The 22,746-nt window shown below is 62.1% G+C and carries 17 protein-coding genes; 9 read left to right on the top strand and 8 right to left on the bottom strand.

Annotation, left to right across the window (positions count from 1 at the left end; translation table 11 throughout):
• Window positions 1-9: 9 nt before the first annotated feature.
• From IFT47_RS02180 to IFT47_RS02150, 7 genes are all read right to left on the bottom strand, one after another.
• The gene (locus tag IFT47_RS02180) at window positions 10-1,704 is read right to left on the bottom strand and encodes a BatD family protein (RefSeq protein WP_192171033.1); all 1,695 of its coding nucleotides are present in this window, start codon (window positions 1,702-1,704) and stop codon (window positions 10-12) included.
• Window positions 1,701-3,434 carry a VWA domain-containing protein gene (locus tag IFT47_RS02175; protein WP_192171034.1) on the bottom strand — a complete coding sequence of 578 codons (1,734 nt, stop codon included), beginning with the start codon at window positions 3,432-3,434 and terminating at the stop codon, window positions 1,701-1,703. The genes IFT47_RS02180 and IFT47_RS02175 overlap by 4 nt, the downstream gene beginning before the upstream one ends.
• A complete protein-coding gene (locus IFT47_RS02170; RefSeq protein ID WP_192171035.1) occupies window positions 3,431-4,498 on the bottom strand; it encodes a vWA domain-containing protein in 1,068 nt (355 codons plus the stop codon). Before IFT47_RS02170 ends, IFT47_RS02175 begins: the two co-directional genes overlap by 4 nt.
• A complete protein-coding gene (locus IFT47_RS02165) occupies window positions 4,491-4,982 on the bottom strand; it encodes a DUF4381 domain-containing protein (protein WP_192171036.1) in 492 nt (163 codons plus the stop codon). The genes IFT47_RS02170 and IFT47_RS02165 overlap by 8 nt, the downstream gene beginning before the upstream one ends.
• Window positions 4,979-5,923, bottom strand: coding sequence for a DUF58 domain-containing protein (locus IFT47_RS02160; protein WP_172611290.1), 945 nt, complete (start codon window positions 5,921-5,923; stop codon window positions 4,979-4,981). The genes IFT47_RS02165 and IFT47_RS02160 overlap by 4 nt, the downstream gene beginning before the upstream one ends.
• Before the next feature lie 4 nt (window positions 5,924-5,927).
• Complete coding sequence (locus IFT47_RS02155) at window positions 5,928-6,887, bottom strand: AAA family ATPase (protein ID WP_037013687.1); 960 nt, start codon at window positions 6,885-6,887, stop codon at window positions 5,928-5,930.
• Between the two features lie 187 nt (window positions 6,888-7,074).
• Entirely contained in the window at window positions 7,075-7,437 is a 363-nt protein-coding gene (locus IFT47_RS02150) for a hypothetical protein (protein ID WP_192171037.1), read from the bottom strand.
• Between the two features lie 818 nt (window positions 7,438-8,255).
• On the opposite strand from IFT47_RS02150, the gene IFT47_RS02145 reads away from it, so the two are divergent.
• Both IFT47_RS02145 and IFT47_RS02140 read left to right on the top strand, forming a co-directional pair.
• Window positions 8,256-13,112 (top strand): NAD-glutamate dehydrogenase, encoded by a 4,857-nt coding sequence (locus tag IFT47_RS02145; protein WP_192171038.1) that lies wholly within the window; start codon window positions 8,256-8,258, stop codon window positions 13,110-13,112.
• 209 nt (window positions 13,113-13,321) lie between these two features.
• Window positions 13,322-13,789, top strand: coding sequence for a hypothetical protein (locus IFT47_RS02140; protein WP_192171039.1), 468 nt, complete (start codon window positions 13,322-13,324; stop codon window positions 13,787-13,789).
• A 339-nt stretch (window positions 13,790-14,128) separates the two neighbouring features.
• On the opposite strand, the gene IFT47_RS02135 is transcribed toward IFT47_RS02140, so the two are convergent.
• Window positions 14,129-14,632: a GNAT family N-acetyltransferase gene (locus IFT47_RS02135; protein ID WP_192171040.1), complete on the bottom strand. Its 504-nt coding sequence runs from the start codon at window positions 14,630-14,632 to the stop codon at window positions 14,129-14,131.
• Between the two features lie 699 nt (window positions 14,633-15,331).
• Here IFT47_RS02135 and IFT47_RS02130 point away from each other — a divergent pair.
• The 7 genes from IFT47_RS02130 (at window position 15,332) to IFT47_RS02100 (ending at window position 22,679) form a co-directional block, all read left to right on the top strand.
• The gene (locus tag IFT47_RS02130; protein WP_192171573.1) at window positions 15,332-16,384 is read left to right on the top strand and encodes a ligase-associated DNA damage response exonuclease; all 1,053 of its coding nucleotides are present in this window, start codon (window positions 15,332-15,334) and stop codon (window positions 16,382-16,384) included.
• Window positions 16,381-18,096, top strand: coding sequence for an ATP-dependent DNA ligase (locus IFT47_RS02125; protein WP_192171574.1), 1,716 nt, complete (start codon window positions 16,381-16,383; stop codon window positions 18,094-18,096). The genes IFT47_RS02130 and IFT47_RS02125 overlap by 4 nt, the downstream gene beginning before the upstream one ends.
• Before the next feature lie 380 nt (window positions 18,097-18,476).
• On the top strand, window positions 18,477-19,259 hold the full coding sequence (locus IFT47_RS02120; RefSeq protein WP_192171575.1) for a transporter substrate-binding domain-containing protein: 783 nt from the start codon (window positions 18,477-18,479) through the stop codon (window positions 19,257-19,259).
• Window positions 19,260-19,338: 79 nt separating this feature from the next.
• A complete protein-coding gene (locus IFT47_RS02115) occupies window positions 19,339-20,067 on the top strand; it encodes an ABC transporter permease (RefSeq protein ID WP_172609418.1) in 729 nt (242 codons plus the stop codon).
• A complete protein-coding gene (locus IFT47_RS02110) occupies window positions 20,064-20,774 on the top strand; it encodes an ABC transporter permease (protein ID WP_192171576.1) in 711 nt (236 codons plus the stop codon). The genes IFT47_RS02115 and IFT47_RS02110 overlap by 4 nt, the downstream gene beginning before the upstream one ends.
• Window positions 20,775-20,783: 9 nt before the next feature.
• Window positions 20,784-21,902, top strand: coding sequence for a succinylglutamate desuccinylase/aspartoacylase family protein (locus tag IFT47_RS02105; RefSeq protein ID WP_192171577.1), 1,119 nt, complete (start codon window positions 20,784-20,786; stop codon window positions 21,900-21,902).
• 12 nt (window positions 21,903-21,914) lie between these two features.
• Window positions 21,915-22,679: an ABC transporter ATP-binding protein gene (locus IFT47_RS02100; protein WP_192171578.1), complete on the top strand. Its 765-nt coding sequence runs from the start codon at window positions 21,915-21,917 to the stop codon at window positions 22,677-22,679.
• The last annotated feature ends 67 nt before the right edge of the window (window positions 22,680-22,746 follow it).

Here is a 22,746-nt window from a genome sequence, read left to right as displayed (position 1 = left end):
CGATGGAAATCATTTTGGATACAGCGGCGGCAGGCTGTCGCCTCCGTTCGGGTCCTGAGGGTTTTCAATGGCGGGCAGCGCCTTCACGGCGCGCCAGAGGTCTTCGCCCAGCCACAGTTTTTCGGTCTCGCTGTACAGCGCGCCATTCAATCCGTCCAGCGCATGGGACAGCGGCACGAAGCGCGCGGCCATGTCGGCCAGGGTTTCCGGTTGTTGACGGGCCCAGGCGTCCAGCGCCTGGCGGGTCGCGTGGGGGTCGTTGGCCAGGCACGCGCGTTTCAGGTCGTCGAGCACTGTACGCGGACTCGGCCCCGTTTGCGCGACCCGGGCCAGTGCCGGTTGCCACCGCCCGCGCCACCACAGGCCGAAGCCCAGCAGCGTGGTGAAACTCAACAGCACCGTGCTCAACTGCCACGGCCACACCGGCGGACCGATCACCGTCACATTACCGTTATCGCTCACGGGCGTGTCCACGGCGAACGCCGGATTGAGGCTGACCTGCAAGGTGCGGGCGGGCAGGGCGCTGTGCTCCAGGTGATCTTCCTGGGTGTTCCACCAGACCAGATCGACAGCGGGAATCTCGATGGCGCCGGGACGATTGGGCACCAGCGCCTCTCGTTCCTCACGCACGCCGGTCAAGCCGCGCTCACCGGCCTGATTGCTCAGTTGCGGCTGGTCCGGGTAGCGCCGCAACGCGCTGACGTCGGTGGCAGGCAGCGGCGGCAATTGCGCGCTGGACAGCCCTTCGGCCTTCAATTGCAGGGTGCGGGTGAGGGAATCGCCGACCTGGCTATGGGCAGGTTCCGGGCTCCAGTTTTCACTGAGGCTGACGCTGCGCGCCGGCAGCCATGGCGTATCGGCGGGGTAGTGCGCCGGTTGCGGCTTCACGTCGAGGGTCAGGGGCAGCGACGTCACGTGCATCAGTCGGCCCGGTTTCGGCCCGCTGGCAATCGCGCCGGGCGCCATGGCGGCGGCCGCAGCGGCGTCGGTGGTGTCCTGAACCAGCGTGGCGCTGAACGCCTGGGCGGGGATGGTCAGCGCACCGCTGTGCTGCGGGTAAAGCGCATAGCGCATTTCGATCACGCCGTGGCGAATGCCATTGATCTGCTTCTCGTACGTGCGCGTGTCGCCAAGCTTTTCGATGCGCGCGTCGGGCACTTGCAGCGGTGTCAGGCTGCTGTCGTCGAACAGCGACACCGAGTGGTAGATGCGCACGGTGAGCAAGACCTGCGCCTGAACATACACGCTGTCCTGGTCAAGGCTCGCCTCCATGAATACCGGCGCAAGCTTCTGCTCCTGACCCTGGGCGGCGGGGCCGACGTCGACCACTTGCAGCACGATCGGCTGGCTGGTCATTTCGCCCAGCTTCAGCGGAGGGATTTCAATCGAGCCGCTGTGGCGCGGCATCAGCGTGATCAGCCAGCGGGTCGTCGCGTGAACATTGCCTTCCAGCGTGGTCAGGCTGTTGAGCTGGCGGGTGTCGCGGACCTCGAAGTCGGCGTCCAGCGCGCTCATGTCCGGTCGGCCGAAGACGGTCGCGTCGTCGGTTTCAAGGGTCAGTTCGACGGTTTCGCCGGTGTTGACGCGTGTGCGGTCAACGCTGGATTGCAGCGTGGAGCCTGCACTGTCGGCCTGGGCCAACGGCGCCACCAGGGCGAACAGGCACCACATTCCTGCGATCAGCAACCTGTGCAGACGACTCATCGGGTTTTTTCCTGATGCTGCTGTTGTTCGTACCAGAATTTGCGCCGCATCAGCTCACCGGGTTCGTCGGGGATCTGCCGCAGCCATTGTTCGAGCGCCTGTTTCTGCTCGCCATCGATCTGTCCGTCGGCCGGTTTGCCGGAGGCACGCGCCGGCTCGTCGCTGTCGGACCCTGCACCGGAAGCCTGCTCGTCGGCGGCGCTTTGCTGATCGCTGGCCGAGCGGTCGGCATCGGCATCCTGCTGGGCTGACGGCGCACTCGATGACGACTGTCCGGTATTGCCTTCGCGGGCATTGTCGGCGTTCTCGTCACTCTTCGCCTTCTCGTCCGCTTTCGCCTGGTTCGACGCCTTGTTCTGCTCCAGCACCTGCTCCACCAACGCCTTGTTGGCTGACGCCGCCGGGAAATCCGGTTGTCGCTCCAGCGCCTGTTCATAGGCGTCGATGGCGGCTTCCAGCTCACCGCTTCGGGCCAGCGCATTGCCGCGATTGTAATGGTCGGCGGCGCTGCTGCCCTTGGCGAAGCGCTGGACGGCGCCGACGTAGTCACCAGCCTGATACAGCGCGACGCCTTGCCACTGCGGGTCTTCGAAATGCCGCGCGGCTTCCGCCGGGTGATGACGCTTGAGCAAGTGTTCGCCCTGTTGGTCGGGGCGGCGCCACAGGTCTTCGAAACCGAAGGCATAGCTGGGTTGCGGCACGGCCATCAGCAACAGCGGCAGGCACAGCAACCAACCGCGTCGCCCGGCGCAACCGGCCAGCAGCAGAAGCGGCAGCAGCAACCAGTAGCCCTGATCGGCCCAGCGGTCGAGCCGCACCTTCTGGCCCTGGCTGATCAGGCTCTTCGGACCGTCCAGCAGGCCGAGGTCGTTCAGGTCCTGATTGTCCAGGCGCAGCGAGGCGTAACGACCGCCCATGCTGTCGGCGAAATCCTTGAGCACCGGCCCGTCCAGACGCGGCACAAGGATGCCGCCCTGGGCGTCCTTCAGGAAGCCGCCTTTCTCCTGGGTGACCGGCGCGCCTTCCGCGGTGCCTACGCCGAGCATCAGTAAAGGAGGGGCATCGCGGCCGGTCATGGCGGTGCGAATGCCCTGACGCTCGGCGTCGCTGAGGGACGAACCGATCCACAGCAGCCGCCCTTGGCCCAGGTCACCCTGTTCCAGCAAATCCAGCGCCTTGCGCACGGCAAGGTCCGCGCGCTGGCCGGCTTCAGGCATGATCGACGGCTTGATCGCATCCAGCAGGTTTTTGCTGGTCGCCAGATCATCGGACAGCGGCACCAGCGTGTGGGCGCTGCCGGCATACACGATGATCGCGGTCTGTGAATCGCTGCGCGCCTGCAACAGATCGAGCAACTTGCGTCGCGCCTGTTCGAGTCGGGTGGGCGGGCTGTCAGCCGCGAGCATTTCCGGGGTCAGCTCCAGCATCACCACCAGTGGATCGACCGGCCGCTGGCTGTTCTGCTCAACCCGCTGCCAGCTCGGCCCGAGCAGTGCCACTAGCGCCAGCAACCAGCCAAGACCCAGCACTACCCACGGCAATTTGCTTTCCCGACCGCCGCCACCACTGAGCAGGGCGGAATGAAAGGCACTGGGAATAATCATCTGCCAGCGCCCGACGCGCTTCTGCCGATTCCATAACCGCCACAACAGCCAGCCGAGCGCCGGCAGCATCAGCAGCCAGCCTGGGCGTGACCAGTGGGGCCAGAGACCGGAGAGGAATTCGATCATGGGCGCCTCGTCAGGCGCTTCAAGTGCTGACGCCACTGCGTACGCCACGCAATCGTCGGCCGGCGCGCGAAGAAGCGATAAACCGCGTTGTTCGGCCAGCGCTCCTGAACCACCAGCAGCAGGCTCAACAACAGCGCCATCGTCAGCGGTACGTGATAAAGCGCCCGCGCCGGACGTGCCTGGGTCGGTTGTTGCGCTACGGGCTCCAGCCGGTCCAGCGCCTTGCCGATGCTGGCGAGTTCGGCGCCATTGCGCGCGCGGAAATACTGCCCACCGCTGACCGCAGCGATTTCCCGCAGCGCAGGCTCGTCCAGATCCAGGCTGGGGTTGAGGCCGAGAATGCTGGTGGCGCCTTTGTCGGGATCGGCGCCAATGCCGATCGGGTAGATTTTCACGCCTTCGCTGGCGGCCAGACGCGCGGCGGTTCGCGGGTCGATCTGGCCCGCGTTGTTGGCACCGTCGGTGACCAGAATCAGCACGCGGCTCTGGGCCGGACGCTGGCGCAGACGCTTCAACGCCAGCCCGATCGCGTCGCCAATGGCGGTGTTCTTGCCGGCAATGCCGATGCGCGCTTCGTCCAGCCAGACCCGCACAGTCTTGCGGTCGAAGGTCAGCGGCGCCTGCAGGTACGCCTGACTGCCGAACAGAATCAGGCCGATGCGATCGCCCTGACGGTGCTCAAGAAAGTCTCCCAGCAGCATTTTCACTAGGGTCAGCCGGCTGACCTCGTCGTTTTTCCAGACCATGTCCGGGTAATCCATCGACCCCGACACGTCCACCGCCACCAACAGATCGCGCCCGCTGGCGGCAACCGGCAACGGCTCCCCCAGCCATTGCGGGCGGGCGGCAGCGACCAGCAGCAGGAGCCAGACGGTAATGAACGGCAACTGACGCCGCCAGCCCGGCAAACGGGTTCGGGCGCGGCGACCGGCGAGGCCTTCCAGCTCGGGGAGAAAGCTGATTTTCAACGCCGCTTCGCCGCTGTCTGCGGCGGGCAGCACGAAGCGCATCACCCACGGCAGCGGGAGGAGGGCGAAAAGCCACGGCCAGGCGAATTCAAACATGCTTGCGAATCCAGGTCTCGACCGACTGGGTCAGGCCGTTGATGGCCTTGTCATCGAGTTTGCATTCCGGCTTGTAGGCGCCCTCGACGAGGATCATCCAGCGCGTGAGGCCGGCGGCCGGACAGCGGTTGTCGAGAAACGCCAGCCATTTGCGGCCGTTGAGGGTGTGGCTCTGGCTGTAGGGGTAGTGATTGCGGCACAGGCGCTTGAGCAGACCGTTGATCTGTTGCAGCCAGGCACCGGCCGGGGCGCCGTCGTAGGGTTTGGGCATCTGCGCGAGTTCGACCAGTGCGGCTTGGCGCAAGGGGTCCAGTGGCTCGACGGTGTCGTTGCTGGCCTTTTTTGGCAGCAGTTTGCGCGCGCGCCACAGGCCGTAGCCCAGCGCCGGCAGCAGAATCAGCAGCAGCCACCAGCCCGGCGCGGGCGGCCAGAACCCGACCGGCTCCGGCAGGATCAGCGGTTGCAGCTGGTCCAGCGCACTCATGGTTGTTTTACCGGGCGCTGGCCGTTGAGGTATTCGCGCAGTTGCTCGACCATTTCACGCTGGGTGCTCAGCGGCATCATCAGCACGCGCAGCTTCTGCGCCAGCAATTCCCAGCGCGCCTGACGCGCCTCGCCCTGGGCACGGTAGCTCTGACGCAAGTCGGCGTTCAGCGTGTCGAGTTCAAGGTGCGCGCCCCGGTCAGCGAAGCGCAGTAAACCGGCGGCGGGCAACGCGTGATCCAGCGGATCGGACAGCGGCAGCAGCAACAGGTCGCAGTGCCGTGACAGCAGAGTCAGCTGTTGTTCTGCGGAGTCGGACAACGCGCGCTCGTCGCACAGGATGATCGCCAGACTGCCCGGACGCATGACTTCCCGCGCGCGCCGCAGCGCCACGCCGAAGGTGTCGCGGTCGGCAGCGGCCTCGGTGTGCAGCGACTGATTGACCCGCACCAGCCGGTTCAGCAGTTGCAGCAGGCTTTGTTTGCTGCGTCGCGGTTTGATTTCGTAATGCTCGTTGTCACCAAACACCAGCCCGCCGACCCGGTCGTTGTGGCCCAGCGCAGCCCATCCCACCAACGCGGCGGCTTGGGCGGCGAGAACTGATTTGAACATCAGCCCGGAGCCGAAAAACAGGCGGCGGCTTTGCTCGACCATGATGAAAATCGGCCGCTCGCGTTCTTCGTGAAACAGTTTGGTGTGGGGCTCTTGCGTGCGGGCGGTGACGCGCCAGTCGATGGTCCTGACGTCGTCGCCGGCCTGATAGACCCTGACCTGATCGAAGTCGACGCCGCGCCCGCGCAGCTTGGAGTGGTGCAGACCGATCAGCGGGCTGCGCTGGCTGGGCGTTGAAAACAGCTGCACCTCCCGCACGCGATGACGCATCTCAATAAGGTCGGCGAGGCTGATGCGAATGCCCGGTTGGGAGATCAGATAGGGTTGCATGGGCTCAGGCGACGGCCACGACGTCGAGAATGCGCTGGATCACACGGTCTTGATCGATGCCGGCTGCTTCCGCTTCGAACGACAGGATGATGCGATGACGCAGCACGTCGAAGACCATCGCCTGGATGTCTTCGGGGCTGACGAAATCCCGCCCGGCCAGCCACGCATGGGCCCGGGCGCAGCGGTCCAGGGAAATCGAGCCCCGGGGGCTGGCGCCATAACCGATCCACTCGGCCAGCTCGGCATCGAACTTGGCCGGCGTGCGGGTCGCCATCACCAGTTGCACCAGGTATTCCTCGACGGCATCGGCCATGTACAGGCCGAGGATTTCCTTGCGCGCGGCGAAAATCGCCTGCTGGCTGACCCGGCGCTCGGGCTTGGTCTCGCCATTGAGCGCTTCGCCCCGGGCCTGCTGGAGAATCTTGCGTTCGACGGTGGCGTCCGGGAAGCCGATTTTGACGTGCATCAGAAAACGATCGAGCTGCGCTTCGGGCAGCGGGTAGGTGCCTTCCTGCTCGATGGGGTTCTGCGTCGCCATCACCAGAAACAGCGGCGACAGGTCGTAGGTACTGCGCCCGACACTGACCTGACGCTCGGCCATGGCTTCCAGCAAGGCAGATTGCACCTTGGCCGGCGCGCGGTTGATTTCGTCGGCGAGCACCAGATTGTGGAAGATAGGGCCTTGCTGAAACACGAAACTGCCGGTTTCCGGACGATAGATCTCGGTGCCGGTGATGTCGGCCGGGAGCAGGTCGGGGGTGAACTGAATGCGATGGAACTGCGCTTCGATGCCTTCCGCCAGCTCTTTGATCGCTTTGGTCTTCGCCAGACCCGGCGCGCCTTCGACCAGCATGTGGCCGTCGGCCAACAGCGCGATCAGCAAGCGCTCAACCAGTTTCTCCTGCCCGAGAATCTGGGTGGAGAGAAAGGTCCGCAGCGCGATCAACGCTTCACGATGTTCCATCGATGACAGTTCCTGGCAGGAGAGGCAGCAGCGCCAAGTGGCGCCGAAGCTGGGGGCGTTACTTTAATCCATCGCAGGGGCGCCGACTAATCGGCCGGCGGGTTTTTTCGGCTTTTCAGCAAAGGACTGGGCTAAAACAAGAACTGTCTTACATTTGCGTCAATTGCCGCCCGGTGCTGCCGGGGTCTCAGTTGATCTGGCTGACGTACGTCCCGACACCGTTGAGGATGATCCGCAACGTGGCGTCCAGGTCGGTCAACTCACTGTCAGGTGTGTTGTGGCTAATGTCGTACGTGGTGTCGCCGCCCAGGGGTTCGGCATCGTTGGCGTCGATCTCGACCAACAGCCGGGTGGCGCTCAGGGTGACGGTGATGTTGTCTTCGACATGGATCGTGTCGTCACGAAACGTGATATCGACCTCATCCTCATCGGGGAAACGCGCGAGCAGAAACAGATCACCGGTGCTGCTGCCATGGCAGCAGGCCAGCGCCATATCATCCTCCTCCTCGTCGCATGGGTTATAGATGAAGCTGTCGGTGGTCATTTGCATGGCGGTAACTCCCGTGGATGGGTTCAGGGCAGGGATGGATTTTGCCAGTCCTGTGAGAGATTTGCTGAAGATTGCGGTGGGTGACGGGCCGAGTGGTTGGGTGGAGCCTGACCTGATGCGTTCGCTCCATTATTAACAGCGACCAAACCGGCCTCTTCCCGGCTAAAGCCGGTCCCACTAAAAAGCACTGCGTACATCCAGTGGGATTGGCGCTGACTGTAGGACCGGCGTTAGCCGGGAAGCTTTGCTTTTGATCTTCGTACGCAAAAAGTCCAGTCACCGCCAATCGCGACTTGGGTGCAGGCTGAACGCAGGTTTCGCGCAGTGGGTCGAGCCGCATGGATGCGGCGAGAGCGCCGTCAGGACATGGATGTCCGTTCGGCGCGGGCCCACGGAGCGAGACCGGAGTGAAGGAACCCTGACGAAGGAAGGGCCAAACCGAGAGCAGGCACTTTTGGTTACTTTTAGTGCTTTTTAAAAGTAACTCGCCGAAGGCGAAACCGAGGCCGCCAGGCCGACGCCCTTGATCCTGGCGCACTAAGCCACGCCGCAGGTCCAGGCCTGCAACCCGATGTCCGAATATGTCGCAGCATCGCAAGCAGATTCAGGGCGCCACTCGTTAAGCTGCACCCACGCCGAACAAATGTGACGGCACACACACCAAAAGCGTTAGTAAAAACAGGCAACGCGAAACGCGACGCCCCCTGTCACGTTATGCTGACTATCATCGACCAGACGCAAACGAGACAAACACACAAGCTCCACCCGACACACGCATCTCTCCTATATAAAAGCTCAAGCCAATCGGAGTACCACAGATGGCGTTCTTCACCGCAGCCAGCAAGTCCGACTTCCAGCACCAACTGCGAGCGGCACTGGCTCAGCACATCAGCGAACAGGCACTGCCACAAGTGGCGCTGTTCGCCGACCAATTCTTCGGCATCATCTCCCTCGACGAACTCACCCAGCGCAGACTCTCTGACCTGGCCGGTTGCACCCTCTCGGCCTGGCGCCTGCTCGAACGATTCGAGCACGGCACGCCCCAGGTCCGCGTCTACAACCCCGATTACGAACGTCACGGCTGGCAGTCCACCCACACCGCCGTCGAAGTCCTGCACCACGACCTGCCCTTTCTGGTCGACTCGGTGCGTACCGAACTGAACCGCCGCGGTTACAGCATCCACACGCTGCAGACCACCGTGCTGAGCGTCCGCCGTGACGCGAAAGGCCAGTTGCTCGAACTGCTGCCAAAAGGCACCACCGGCGACGACGTCCTGCAAGAATCGCTGATGTACCTGGAGATCGACCGTTGCGCCAATGCCGCGGAGCTGAACGTGCTCGCCCGCGAACTGGAGCAGGTGCTGGGCGAAGTCCGCGTTGCCGTTGAAGACTTCGAGCCGATGAAAGCCAAGCTCCACGAGCTGCTGGTCGGCATCGACGCCACCGAATACAACATCGACCCCGAGGAGAAATCCGAGGTCAAGGTGTTCCTCGAGTGGCTGGTGAACAACCACTTCACCTTCCTCGGCTATGAAGAATTTACCGTCGACGACGAAGGCGAGGGCGGTCAGCTTCATTACGACCCGTCGTCCTTCCTCGGTCTGACCAAACTGCTGCGCGCAGGGCTCACTGCCGAAGACCTGCACATCGAAGGCTATGCAGTGAAATACCTGCAGGAGCCGACCCTGCTGTCCTTCGCCAAAGCCGCGCACCCGAGCCGCGTGCATCGCCCGGCGTACCCGGACTACGTGTCGATCCGCCAGATCGACGCCGACGGCAAGGTCATCAAGGAATCGCGCTTCATGGGCCTGTACACCTCGTCGGTGTATGGCGAAAGCGTGCGCGCCATTCCGTACATCCGCCGCAAGGTTGCCGAAGTCGAGCGCCGTTCCGGCTTCGACGCCAAGGCCCACCTGGGCAAGGAACTGGCGCAGGTGGTTGAAGTGCTGCCCCGCGATGACCTGTTCCAGACCCCGGTGGACGAGCTGTTCACCACCGTCATGTCGATCGTGCAGATCCAGGAGCGCAACAAGATCCGCGTGTTCCTGCGCAAAGACCCCTACGGCCGTTTCTGCTACTGCCTGGCCTACGTGCCGCGCGACGTCTACTCCACCGAAGTCCGTCAGAAGATCCAGCAAGTGCTGATGGATCGCCTGAAGGCGACCGACTGCGAGTTCTGGACCTTCTTCTCCGAGTCGGTACTGGCGCGCGTGCAGCTGATCCTGCGTGTGGACCCGAAAGTCACCCTCGACATCGACCCGCAGCAGCTGGAAAACGAAGTCATCCAGGCCTGCCGTTCGTGGAAAGACGACTACGCCAGTCTGGTCATCGAAAGCTTCGGTGAAGCCCAGGGCACCAACGTGCTGGCCGACTTCCCTAAAGGTTTCCCGGCAGGCTACCGCGAGCGTTTCGCCGCGCATTCCGCCGTGGTCGACATGCAACACGTGCTGAGTCTGTCCGAAGCCAATCCGCTGGTGATGAGCTTTTACCAGCCGCTGTCGGGCGACAAGGCGCAGTTGCACTGCAAGCTGTACCACGCTGACACGCCGCTGGCGCTGTCCGACGTGCTGCCGATTCTGGAAAACCTTGGCCTGCGCGTGCTCGGTGAATTCCCGTACCGCCTGCGCCACACGAATGGCCGCGAATTCTGGATTCACGACTTCGCGTTCACCTATGGCGAAGGTCTGAAACTGGACCTGCAACAGCTCAACGACACGCTGCAGGACGCCTTCGTCCACATCGTCCGTGGCGAAGCCGAAAACGACGCCTTCAACCGTCTGGTGCTGACGGCCGGTCTGCCGTGGCGCGACGTGGCGCTGCTGCGTGCCTACGCGCGTTACCTGAAGCAGATCCGTCTGGGCTTCGACCTGGGTTACATCGCCAGCACGCTGAACAACCACGCCGACATTGCCCGCGAACTGACGCGTCTGTTCAAGACCCGCTTCTACCTGGCGCGCAAGCTCAGCGGCGGCGACCTCGACGACATGCAGCAGCGTCTGGAACAGGCCATTCTGACCGCGCTGGACGGCGTGCAAGTGCTCAACGAAGACCGCATCCTGCGTCGCTACCTTGACCTGATCAAGGCGACCATGCGCACCAACTTCTATCAGACCGACGCCAACGGCCAGAGCAAGAGCTACTTCAGCTTCAAGTTCAACCCGCGCCTGATCCCAGAGCTGCCGAAGCCAGTGCCGAAGTTCGAAATCTTCGTCTACTCGCCACGCGTCGAAGGCGTGCACCTGCGCTTTGGCAACGTGGCCCGTGGCGGCCTGCGCTGGTCCGACCGTGAGGAAGACTTCCGCACCGAAGTGCTGGGTCTGGTCAAAGCCCAGCAAGTGAAGAACTCGGTCATCGTGCCGGTCGGTGCCAAGGGCGGCTTCCTGCCCCGTCGTCTGCCGACCACCGGGACCCGCGACGAGATTCAGGCCGAAGCCATCGCTTGCTACCGTCTCTTCATTTCCGGCCTGCTGGACATCACCGACAACCTGAAAGAAGGCGCGCTGGTGCCGCCGGCCAACGTCGTGCGCCACGACGACGATGACCCGTACCTGGTCGTCGCCGCCGACAAAGGCACCGCGACCTTCTCCGACATCGCCAACGGCATCGCCATCGACTACGGCTTCTGGCTCGGCGACGCCTTCGCTTCCGGCGGCTCGGCGGGTTACGACCACAAGAAAATGGGCATCACCGCCAAGGGCGCGTGGGTCGGCGTGCAACGCCACTTCCGCGAGCGCGGCATCAACGTACAGCAGGACAGCATCAGCGTGATCGGCGTCGGCGACATGGCCGGTGACGTGTTCGGCAACGGCCTGTTGATGTCCGACAAGCTTCAGCTGGTGGCGGCCTTCAACCACCTGCATATCTTCATCGATCCGAATCCGGACCCGGCGAGCAGCTTCGTCGAGCGTCAGCGTCTGTTCGACCTGCCGCGTTCGGCGTGGACCGATTACGACACCAGCCTGATGTCCGAAGGCGGCGGTATCTTCCCGCGCAGCGCGAAAAGCATCGCGATCACCCCGCAGATGAAAGCGCGCTTTGACATCACCGCTGACAAGCTGACCCCGACCGAACTGATGCACGCGCTGCTCAAGGCGCCAGTGGATCTGCTGTGGAACGGCGGCATCGGCACCTACGTCAAGGCCAGCACCGAATCCCACGCGGACGTCGGCGACAAGGCCAACGACGCACTGCGCGTCAACGGCAATCAGCTGCGCTGCAAAGTGGTGGGCGAGGGCGGCAACCTCGGCATGACCCAGCTGGGCCGTGTCGAATTCGGCCTGATGGGCGGCGCGACCAACACCGACTTCATCGACAACGCCGGTGGTGTGGACTGCTCCGACCACGAAGTAAACATCAAGATCCTCCTGAACGAAGTGGTCCAGGCCGGCGACATGACCGAGAAGCAGCGCAACCTGCTGCTCGAAAGCATGACCGACGAAGTGGGCAACCTCGTTCTCGGCAACAACTACAAGCAGACCCAGGCCCTGTCCCTGGCGGAGCGCCGTGCCTACGAGCGCATCGCCGAGTACAAGCGCCTGATGAGCGACCTGGAAGCGCGCGGCAAGCTGGACCGCGCCATCGAGTTCCTGCCGGCGGAAGATCAACTGGCCGAGCGCATCGCCGAGAAGAAGGGCCTGACCCGGGCCGAGCTGTCGGTGCTGATCTCCTACAGCAAGATCGACCTCAAGGAAGCGCTGCTGGAATCCCGCGTTCCGGATGACGACTACCTGGCCCGCGACATGGAGACGGCGTTCCCGCCGTCACTGGGTGCGAAGTTCTCCGAGTCGATGCGTCGTCACCGTCTGAAGCGCGAAATCGTCAGCACGCAGATCGCCAACGACCTGGTCAATCACATGGGCATCACGTTCGTGCAGCGGCTCAAAGAGTCGACCGGCATGACCGCGGCCAACGTGGCCGGTGCTTACGTGATCGTGCGTGACATTTTCCACCTCCCGCACTGGTTCCGTCAGATCGAGGCGCTGGACTACAAGGTCCCGGCCGAGATTCAACTGGCGTTGATGGATGAGCTGATGCGTCTGGGCCGTCGCGCGACGCGCTGGTTCCTGCGCAGCCGTCGCAACGAGCTGGACGCGGCGCGTGATGTGGCGCACTTCGGTCCGCACATCGCGGCGCTGGGTCTGAAGCTGGACGAGTTGCTGGAAGGCCCGACCCGTGAGGTCTGGCAGACGCGTTATCAGGAGTACGTGGCGGCCGGCGTGCCGGAGTTGCTGGCGCGGATGGTGGCGGGTACGAGTCATTTGTACACGCTGTTGCCGATCATCGAGGCGTCTGATGTGACCGGTCAGAATGCAGCGGATGTGGCGAAGGTGTATTTCGCGGTGGGCAGTTCGCTGGATGTGACGTGGTATCTGCAGCAGATCAGTGCGTTGCCGGTGGAGAACAACTGGCAGGCGCTGGCCCGTGAGGCGTTCCGTGATGATATCGATTGGCAGCAGCGGGCGATTACGGTGTCGGTGTTGCAGATGGCGAATGGTCCTGCGGATGTCGAGGAGCGTTTGAGTCTGTGGCTGGAGCAGCATTTGCCGATGGTCGAGCGCTGGCGCGCGATGTTGGTGGAGTTGCGTGCGGCAAGCGGTAACGATTATGCGATGTATGCGGTCGCTAACCGTGAGTTGCTGGATCTGGCGATGAGTGGGCAGACGGCTGTGGTGTGATGGTTTAGTCGGCTGTAAACGGAAGCCCCGCGTTGAGAGACGCGGGGCTTTTTTATGGAAGGATTCTTGAGGATGAGGGCCAGGCGCTCGGTGTTGTTTAAACTGTATAGCGATTAAAGCTATGAACGCTATTTCGAAAGGGTCCATGTATATACTTTACGCCAACGACTATTTGCGTTAGTTTTTTAATTCAAATAAGGAGATGTCATATGGACGCGAATATTGCAAAACAGCTAGAGGTTAGCCTAGACAAGGTTGATTCTGAGCCGGCAGAAATCTTTTTAGATAAGGATGGTGATGGTAACCGAATAAAATTGCACTATGCTTATCTGACTAAAAATTATCTTTATGGAAATAATGTCCGGGGAGAGACCAAGCCTACAGACTGGGTGCTCCGAATCGACTTTAACGCTGGCTTCAACCTGACGCCTGGCGATCATCAGATTCCGGTAGATCGGGTATCCATATTACTCGTCGAGGGAGGTAGCTTTCATTACACCAGCGGTGGAATGGGGCTTGATGGCACCCTCCATATAGACGGAATAAATCTTGAGACCGGTACAGTTGATGGCTATATCACGGATTTGGTAGCAGGTGGTAGTGGTCGACCCGACGGAACGCCAATGCCTTCAGCACATATCAAGAAGATCACTTTCAAATCCCCTGTTAGCGTGTGACAGGATAATGCTTTCGGCTGTTACCCTGTGAATCAGTGGTAATAGAATAGGTCGCTCTCTCGTTGTAGAGTTTTTTCGATGGGACGGGCTTCATCCGGGAAGACGCTCGCTCAGGCAAGCGAAGGTTGATGACACGACACCGTTCTTTTAAGAGCGAGCTTGCTCGCAAATGCTGTTGATCGTTCAAGGGGATTTAGTGGGACTGATTTATTTACTACGCTTCACCGTAAATTAATTCGCTCCCGAATTATGCCCTTCCGCTGAGTCAGGATGATTGTACCCACGCGCCGCGTGGGTATGCAGCCTGTGACAATCAGCGTCGCTCTTTCTAAAGCGCGGTTATTTCAATCGCGCCATGCTGATGGCGTCGACGAGGACGCCGTCGCGTATGGCGTAGTCCCGCAGGCGGCCTTCGGTTTCGAAGCCGAATTTGCGGTACAGCGCCAAAGCGGCTTCGTTATCGGCAAACACGGTGAGTTCAACTCGGTGTAGGTTCATCCAGTTGTCCGCGACTTCAAGCACGGCGGCCATCAGCCGCGACCCCACCCCTTTGCCCTGCCACCCCGCCGCCACGCCCATGCCGATGGCGCCCACATGACGCTGGCGAATGCGCGCGTATTGTTCCAGACCGATGTTGCCAATCACATGACCCTGATGCAAAGCGACCAGCTTCACCGAACGGTCATCCGCCCCCGCCAGCCGTTTGCGCCAGACATCGGCCGACTGATACGGCATCTGAAGCACCTGACGACACACACTGGGGTCGTTATACAACGCAGTGACACCCTCGATATGGGCCTCGGTAAAACGATGGATCACCACCTGATCAACAGCAACATTCACTGGATTCGTCCTTTGAAAACAGAAAGAGGGGACAGTCTAAGCGGCTGACTGCGGACCTGGCTACGGCTACCAGGGTGCACAATCAACAGCATTCGCGAGCAAGCTCGCTCCCACGGGGACGGCGTCGCTTCATCGGCCTTCGCCCGCCTGAACTGGCGCCTTCCCGGCTAAAGCCGGTCCCACTAAAAGCAACGCATGCAGCCAGTGGGGCCGTCTTCCCGGCTAAAGCCAGTCCTACAAAAAGCATGCGCTCTGTCAGTAGGACCGGCTTTAGCCGGGAAGCTTTTGATCTGCTTTTGATCTGCTTTTCGCTTTTGATCTTCATACACAAAAAGCCCATTCACCGCCAAACGCGACTTTGGTGCAGGCTGAACGCAGGTCTCGTGGAGTGGGCCGAGCGGCATGGATGCCGAGAGAGCCGCCCCCCGCCATGGATGGCGGATGGCGGCGGGCCCACGGAGCGAGACCGGAGTGAAGGAACCCGACGAAGTCGGGCCCAACCTAGAGCAAGCACCCTTGGTTACTTGGGGTGCTTTTCCAAGTAACTCGCCGAAGGCGAAACAGTCGAGCCGTTAGGCCGACGCTCTTGATCTTGATCTTGATCTTGATCTTGATCTTGATCTTGATCTTGCTTCAAAACCCCGAACTTCTGCGCCCCGCCACCGCTCTACCTGACAAGTCCCCAAACCCGGTCAAACCATGGATCTCGTCATTGCCCGCCCCGAAGGCCTCTACTGCCCGCCCGGTGATTTCTACATCGATCCGTGGCGCCCGGTCGAACGCTCCGTCATCACCCACGCCCACGGCGACCACGCCCGCACCGGCAATGAACACTACCTCGCCGCCGCACCCGGCGAAGGCATACTGCGCTCCCGACTCGGCCAGGACATCAACCTTCAGACCCTCGCCTACGGCGAAAGCATCACCCACCACGGCGTCAAACTCAGCTTTCACCCGGCCGGCCACGTCCTCGGTTCCGCCCAGGTCCGCCTCGAATACCAGGGCGAAATCTGGGTCGCCTCAGGCGACTACAAAGTCGAACCCGACGGCACCTGCGAACCCTTCGAACCCGTGCGCTGCCACACCTTCATCACCGAATCCACCTTCGGCCTGCCGATCTACCGCTGGCAGCCCCAATCGGAAATCTTCGCCGGCATCAACGAATGGTGGCGCGCCAATGCCGCCGCCGGCAAAGCCAGCGTCCTCTTCGCCTATTCATTCGGCAAAGCCCAACGCATCCTCCACGGCATCGACCCCAGCATCGGCCCGATCCTCGTCCACGGCGCCGTCGAGCCGCTGAACCGCGTCTACCGCGAGGCCGGCGTGCGCATCCCGGAAACCCACTACGCCGGTGACTTCAAAAAAACCGACCCCGCCTTGCGCAGCGCCCTGATCGTCGCACCGCCATCCGCCGGCGGCAGCACCTGGATGCGCCGATTCGGCGAATTCAGCGACGCCTTCGCCAGCGGCTGGATGATGCTTCGCGGCACACGACGTCGGCGCGGCGTCGATCGCGGCTTCGCCCTCTCGGACCATGCCGACTGGCCCGGCCTGCTCTGGGCCATCGAAAACACCGGCGCTGAGCGAGTGATGGTCACCCACGGCTCGGTGGCCGTGCTGGTGCGCTACCTGCGGGAACTGGGCCTCGACGCCCAAGGCTTTTCCACCGAATACGGCGACGAAGAGGACGACGCAGCGGCCAAGACCGAACCCGCACCCGAACCTGCATCGACAGGCGAGGCCTCGTCATGAAGGCCTTCGCCGAGCTGTATTCCGACCTGGACGCCACCACCTCCAGCAACGCCAAACTGGCGGCCATGAAAGCCTATTTCAGCAAGGCCGCCCCCGAAGACGCCGCGTGGGCGGTGTACTTCCTGTCCGGCGGACGCCCACGGCAACTGGTGCCGACGCGCATGTTGCGTGAGCAGGCGCTGTTGCTGTCCGGACTGCCGGAATGGCTGTTCGAGGAGAGTTACCAGGCGGTAGGCGATCTGGCGGAAACCCTGTCGCTGTTGCTCCCTAAAGCCGAGCACAGCTCAGAGGAAGGCCTGGCCAGCTGGATGGAAAACCATCTGCTGCCCCTGCGTGGCCTGCCCCCGGAAGAATTGCTCGAGCGCCTGCCGACGTTCTGGTCGCAACTGGACCCGCAAAGCCTGATGGTCTGCCTGAAGCTGATCACCGGCAGTTTCCGCGTCGGTGTTTCGAAGCTGCTGGTGACCCGCGCCCTCGCCGCGCTGGCCGATATCGACAGCAAGCGCGTGGCCCAGCGGCTGGTGGGGTACACCGATCTTTCCCACCGCCCCAGCGCCGAAGGCTATTTGAAGCTTATCGCCGAAGAGTCGGCCGACGAACACGCGCAGCGGGGTGGCCAGCCCTACCCCTTCTTCCTCGCCCATGCGCTGCAGCAGCCGGTCGACCAGTTCGAGAACCTGCTGGGCGCCGCCGAAAACTGGCAGGTGGAATGGAAGTGGGACGGCATCCGCGCCCAGGTGGTCAAGCGCGAAGGTCGCCTGTGGATCTGGTCGCGAGGCGAAGAACTGATCACGGATCGCTTCCCCGAACTGCACAGCCTGACCCAATGCCTGCCCGACGGCACGGTGATCGACGGCGAGATCGTGGTCTGGAAAGCCCCGGCTGCGGAGAATGCCGAGGAAGGCGAATTCGCCCTGGACACCCCAGCCCCAGGCACGCCCGGCGAAGCGACGCCGTCGGTGCAGCCCTTCGCTCTGCTGCAACAGCGGATCGGCCGCAAAACCCTCGGCAAGAAGATTCTGGAAGACGTGCCGGTCGTCGTGCTGGCGTACGACCTGCTGGAATGGGAAGGCCACGACTGGCGCAGCCGCCCGCAACATGAGCGGCGCACGCAGCTGGAAACGGTCATTGCCAACGCCCGGAGCCCGGTGCTGATGCCGTCTCCCGTACTGACGGGCACTGACTGGCTCGACCTCGGCCGGCAGCGCGAGGCGTCACGTAGTCTCGGCGTGGAAGGCATGATGCTCAAGGCGCGGGACTCGCTGTACGGCGTCGGGCGCACCAAGGACATGGGCGTGTGGTGGAAGTGGAAAATGGACCCGTTCAGCGTCGATGCGGTTTTGATCTACGCCCAGCGCGGGCACGGCCGCCGCGCCAGTTTGTATAGCGACTACACATTTGCGGTCTGGGACGGCCCGCCGGAATCCAGCGAACGGACATTGGTGCCCTTCGCCAAAGCGTATTCAGGCCTGACCGACGAAGAGATGCGCAAAGTCGATGCGATCATCCGCAAGACCACCGTCGACAAGTTCGGCCCGGTCCGAAGTGTTACCCCGACCCTGGTATTCGAGCTGGGCTTCGAAGGCATCGCCCTGTCGAAACGGCACAAAAGCGGCATTGCCGTCAGGTTCCCGAGGATGCTGCGGTGGCGCCTCGACAAACCCGTTGCCGAAGCCGACAGCCTGGCGACGCTTCAGGACCTGCTGGCCTGAGCACCGTCGCGGTGCGCGAGGCCGGCTCGCGCCCGTGTCGAATGCGCTGAAATAGGGCGCACTGCAAGCCCCAGTCTCTCAACGGCACGCCCCACAAGGCGTTTCGAATCTCCCCTCAGCTGTTAAAAGCACCGCTGCAGACCTTTGAGGCTGCAACTTTTTCGCCCACTCTCAACGGGATGCGGCTACTCTGCCGGTGCCTGCGGGGCCTCAAAAAAAGACAAAAGATGGCTCTAAGTCATCATTGCGACAACTCCGTACATTTAAAACGCGCGTTCGTTTGTTTGGTTCGGAAATTGCTGTCTATTTACGGTCTGGCTTTTGCCGGTAGCAAGCCTTCGCGTGTTCCCAACGCTCAATTTGGTTTTAAGGACTGAACGATGAAAAAAGCATGGCTGACCCTTTCCGCACTCGCCATCTGTCTGGCCGCCGGTAACGCAATGGCCAAGGAATACAAGGAGCTGCGTTTCGGCGTCGATCCTTCCTATGCGCCATTCGAATCCAAAGCCGCCGATGGCAGCCTGGTGGGCTTCGATATCGATCTGGGCAACGCGATCTGTGCTGAACTGAAGGTCAAGTGCAAGTGGGTCGAAAGCGATTTCGACGGCATGATTCCGGGCCTGAAAGCCAACAAGTTCGACGGCGTGATCTCCTCCATGACCGTGACCCCGGCCCGCGAGAAAGTCATCGACTTCTCCAGCGAACTGTTCTCCGGCCCTACCTCGCTGGTCTACAAAAAAGGTTCCGGCCTGACCGCTGACACTGCGTCGCTCAAAGGCAAAACCGTGGGTTACGAGCAGGGCACCATCCAGGAAGCCTACGCCAAGGCCGTTCTGGACAAGGCGGGCGTGAAAACCCAGGCCTATGCCAACCAGGATCAGGTGTATGCCGACCTCGTTTCGGGTCGTCTGGACGCCTCGGTTCAAGACATGCTGCAAGCCGAGCTGGGCTTCCTGAAGTCGCCACAAGGCGCTGACTACGAAGTCAGCAAGCCAATCGACGATCCCCTGCTGCCAGCCAAAACGGCCGTCGGCATCTCGAAAGGTAACAAGGACCTGAAAGCGCTTTTGGACAAAGGTATCAAAGCGTTACACGATGGCGGCAAGTACGCCGAGATCCAGAAGAAGCACTTCGGCGATCTGAATCTGTACAGCGGTAAATAAGCAAACAGACGCCCGTTGATTTCAGCCAGAATCCGCTGCTGAAGTTAACGGGCGTTTTTATTGACTGTATAGGTTGCACATGTTCGAAACTCTCCTGCAAAACCTGGGACTGTCAGCATTCAGCCTGAAAGGCTTCGGCCCGCTGTTGCTGCAAGGCACCTGGATGACCGTCAAATTATCGGTAATGTCGCTGCTGCTGGCCATTGTGCTCGGCCTGCTGGGCGCCAGTGCCAAACTGTCAAAAGCCGCCGTGCTGCGGGTTCCGGCCCAGATCTACACCACGCTGATCCGGGGTATACCGGACCTGGTGCTGATGCTGCTGATCTTCTACAGCCTGCAAACCTGGCTGACCACGCTTACCGAAGCGATGGAATGGGATTACATCGAAATCGACCCTTTCTCTGCCGGCGTCATCACGTTGGGCTTCATCTATGGCGCGTATTTCACCGAGACCTTCCGCGGCGCGATCCTTGCCGTACCGCGCGGTCAGGTCGAAGCCGCCACGGCCTACGGGCTCAGCCGTTCGCAACGGTTTCGCATGGTGGTCTTCCCGCAGATGATGCGCTTCGCCCTGCCCGGCATCGGCAACAACTGGCAAGTGGTGCTCAAGGCCACGGCGCTGGTGTCGATCATCGGTCTGGCCGATCTGGTCAAGGCCGCGCAGGACGCGGGTAAAAGCACGTATCAGCTGTTTTACTTCCTGGTACTCGCCGCACTGATCTATCTGGTCATCACCAGCGTGTCCAACTTCGCCCTGCGCTGGGCCGAACGGCGTTATGCCGCTGGCAGCCGGGAGGCTCAACGATGATCGAGTTGCTGCAAGAATACTGGCGCGCCTTCCTTTATACGGACGGTCAGAACATCACCGGCCTGGCCATGACGATGTGGCTGCTCAGTGCCTCCATCGCCATTGGCTTTGTCGTTTCGATTCCTCTGTCCATCGCCCGCGTATCGCGCAATCCGCTGGTGCGCTGGCCGGTGCAGTTCTACACCTACCTGTTCCGCGGAACGCCGCTGTATATCCAGTTGCTGATTTGCTACACCGGGATCTACAGCATCGCCGCCGTACGTGAGCAGCCAATGCTCGGCGCGTTCTTCCGTGACGCGATGAACTGCACCATCCTCGCCTTCGCGCTGAACACCTGCGCCTACACCACCGAAATCTTCGCTGGCGCCATTCGCAGCATGAACCACGGTGAAGTCGAGGCGGCCAAGGCTTACGGCCTGACCGGCTGGCGCTTGTACGCCTATGTGATCATGCCGTCGGCGCTGCGCCGTTCGCTGCCTTATTACAGCAACGAAGTGATCCTGATGCTGCACTCGACCACCGTGGCTTTCACCGCCACCGTGCCGGACATCCTCAAGGTCGCGCGCGACGCCAACTCGGCCACCTTCCTGACGTTCCAGTCGTTTGGCATCGCGGCGCTGATATACCTCACGGTCACGTTCATTCTGGTGGGCCTGTTCCGACTGGCTGAACGCCGCTGGCTGGCCTTCCTCGGCCCGACTCACTAGGAACCCTGCATGCGACACCAGACCCATGATCTGCTGGCCCCGGTGCCCGGCACCGCGCGGCAGATCCACAGCTTTCACTACGGCCCGGAAAACGGCGCCTGCAAGGTTTATATCCAGTCGTCCCTGCACGCCGACGAACTGCCGGGCATGCTGGTGTCCTGGTACTTGAAGCAGCGACTGGCCGAGCTTGAAAACGCGGGCCAGTTGCTCGGCGAAGTGGTGGTCGTTCCGGTGGCCAACCCGGTCGGCCTGGAACAGGTCCTGATGGACATGCCGCTGGGCCGTTACGAGCTTGAGAGCGGGCAGAATTTCAATCGCCGCTTCGTCGACCTCGGCCAGCAAGTGGGGGATGAAGTCGAAGCGCTGCTAACCGATGACCCTAAGGGCAACGTCACGCTGATTCGCAAAACCCTGCTGGCCGCACTGAATAACTGCGTCGGCAGCACCCAACTGGAGTCCCAGCGCCTGACGTTGCAACGGCTGGCCTGTGACGCTGATGTGGTGCTGGACCTGCATTGTGATTTCGAATCCGTCGAGCACCTGTACACCACGCCCGAGGCCTGGCCGCAGGTCGAAGCACTGTCGCGTTATCTCGGCGCCCAGGCGAGCCTGCTGGCGACCGACTCTGGCGGGCAGTCATTCGACGAATGTTTCACGCTGGTGTGGTGGCAACTGCAGCAGCGGTTTGCCAAGCGCTTCCCGATCCCGCTGGGCAGTTTTTCCGTGACAGTGGAGTTGCGCGGCCAGGGGGATGTCAATCACGCTCTCGCCAGCCGCGATTGCCAGGCGATCATCAGCTACCTGATGCACCATGGCGCCATTGCCGGCGAGCCGGTTGCTCCCCCTGAACTGATTTACCCGGCGACTCCGCTGGCGGGCGTCGAACCTGTTGCCACGCCGGTCGGCGGTCTGCTGGTGTTCTGCACACTGCCCGGCGAATACGTCGAGGCGGGGCAACTGATCGCTGAGGTCATCGACCCGATCAGCGACACGGTGACCCCGATCCACACGGCCAACGCTGGCCTTATGTACGCCCGCTCATTGCGACGCATGGCGACCGCCGGCATGGTCATCGCCCATGTCGCCGGCACCGAAGCCTACCGCAGCGGCTACTTACTTTCTCCTTGAGGACTGCCCTTCATGTACAAACTGACCATCGATGGCCTGCACAAAAGCTACGGTGACCACGAGGTGCTCAAAGGGGTGTCGCTCAAGGCAAGCGTTGGCGACGTGATTTGCCTGATCGGCGCCAGCGGCTCGGGCAAGAGCACCTTCCTGCGCTGCATCAATTTTCTCGAACAACCCAATGACGGCGCCATGAGCCTGGACGGCCAGCCCGTGCGCATGGTCAGCGACGCCGGCGGTATGCGCGTTGCCGATCCGGCCGAGCTGCAGCGGATTCGTACGCGGCTGGCGATGGTGTTCCAGCATTTCAACCTGTGGAGCCACATGACGGTGCTGGAAAACATCACCATGGCCCCGCGCCGGGTGCTGGGCGTGTCGAAAGCCGAGGCCGAGGCCCGCGCGCATAAATACCTGGACAAGGTCGGGCTGCCCGCGCGCGTCGCCGATCAATACCCGGCGTTTCTGTCCGGCGGCCAGCAGCAGCGCGTGGCCATCGCCCGCGCCCTGGCGATGGAACCGGAAATCATGCTGTTCGACGAACCCACTTCAGCGCTCGACCCTGAATTGGTCGGCGAAGTGTTGAAGGTGATTCAAGGCCTCGCAGAAGAAGGCCGGACCATGATTCTGGTGACCCACGAAATGGGCTTCGCCCGCAAGGTTGCCAATCAGGTGGTGTTCCTGCACCAGGGCCAGATCGAAGAAATGGGCCACCCGGATGATGTACTGGGCAGCCCGAAGAGCGAGCGTTTGCAGCAGTTTTTGAGTGGAAATTTGAAGTAATTGCGGGCCTGACGCCTCACCGTTGTAAGGCGCGCATGCATAACCCGTGGGAGCGACCGGGGTGGCG

It is taken from the genome of Pseudomonas sp. CFBP 13711 (genome assembly GCF_014842265.1).
GTDB lineage: Bacteria > Pseudomonadota > Gammaproteobacteria > Pseudomonadales > Pseudomonadaceae > Aquipseudomonas.
This window is presented reverse-complemented; position numbering and strand designations above follow the sequence as displayed.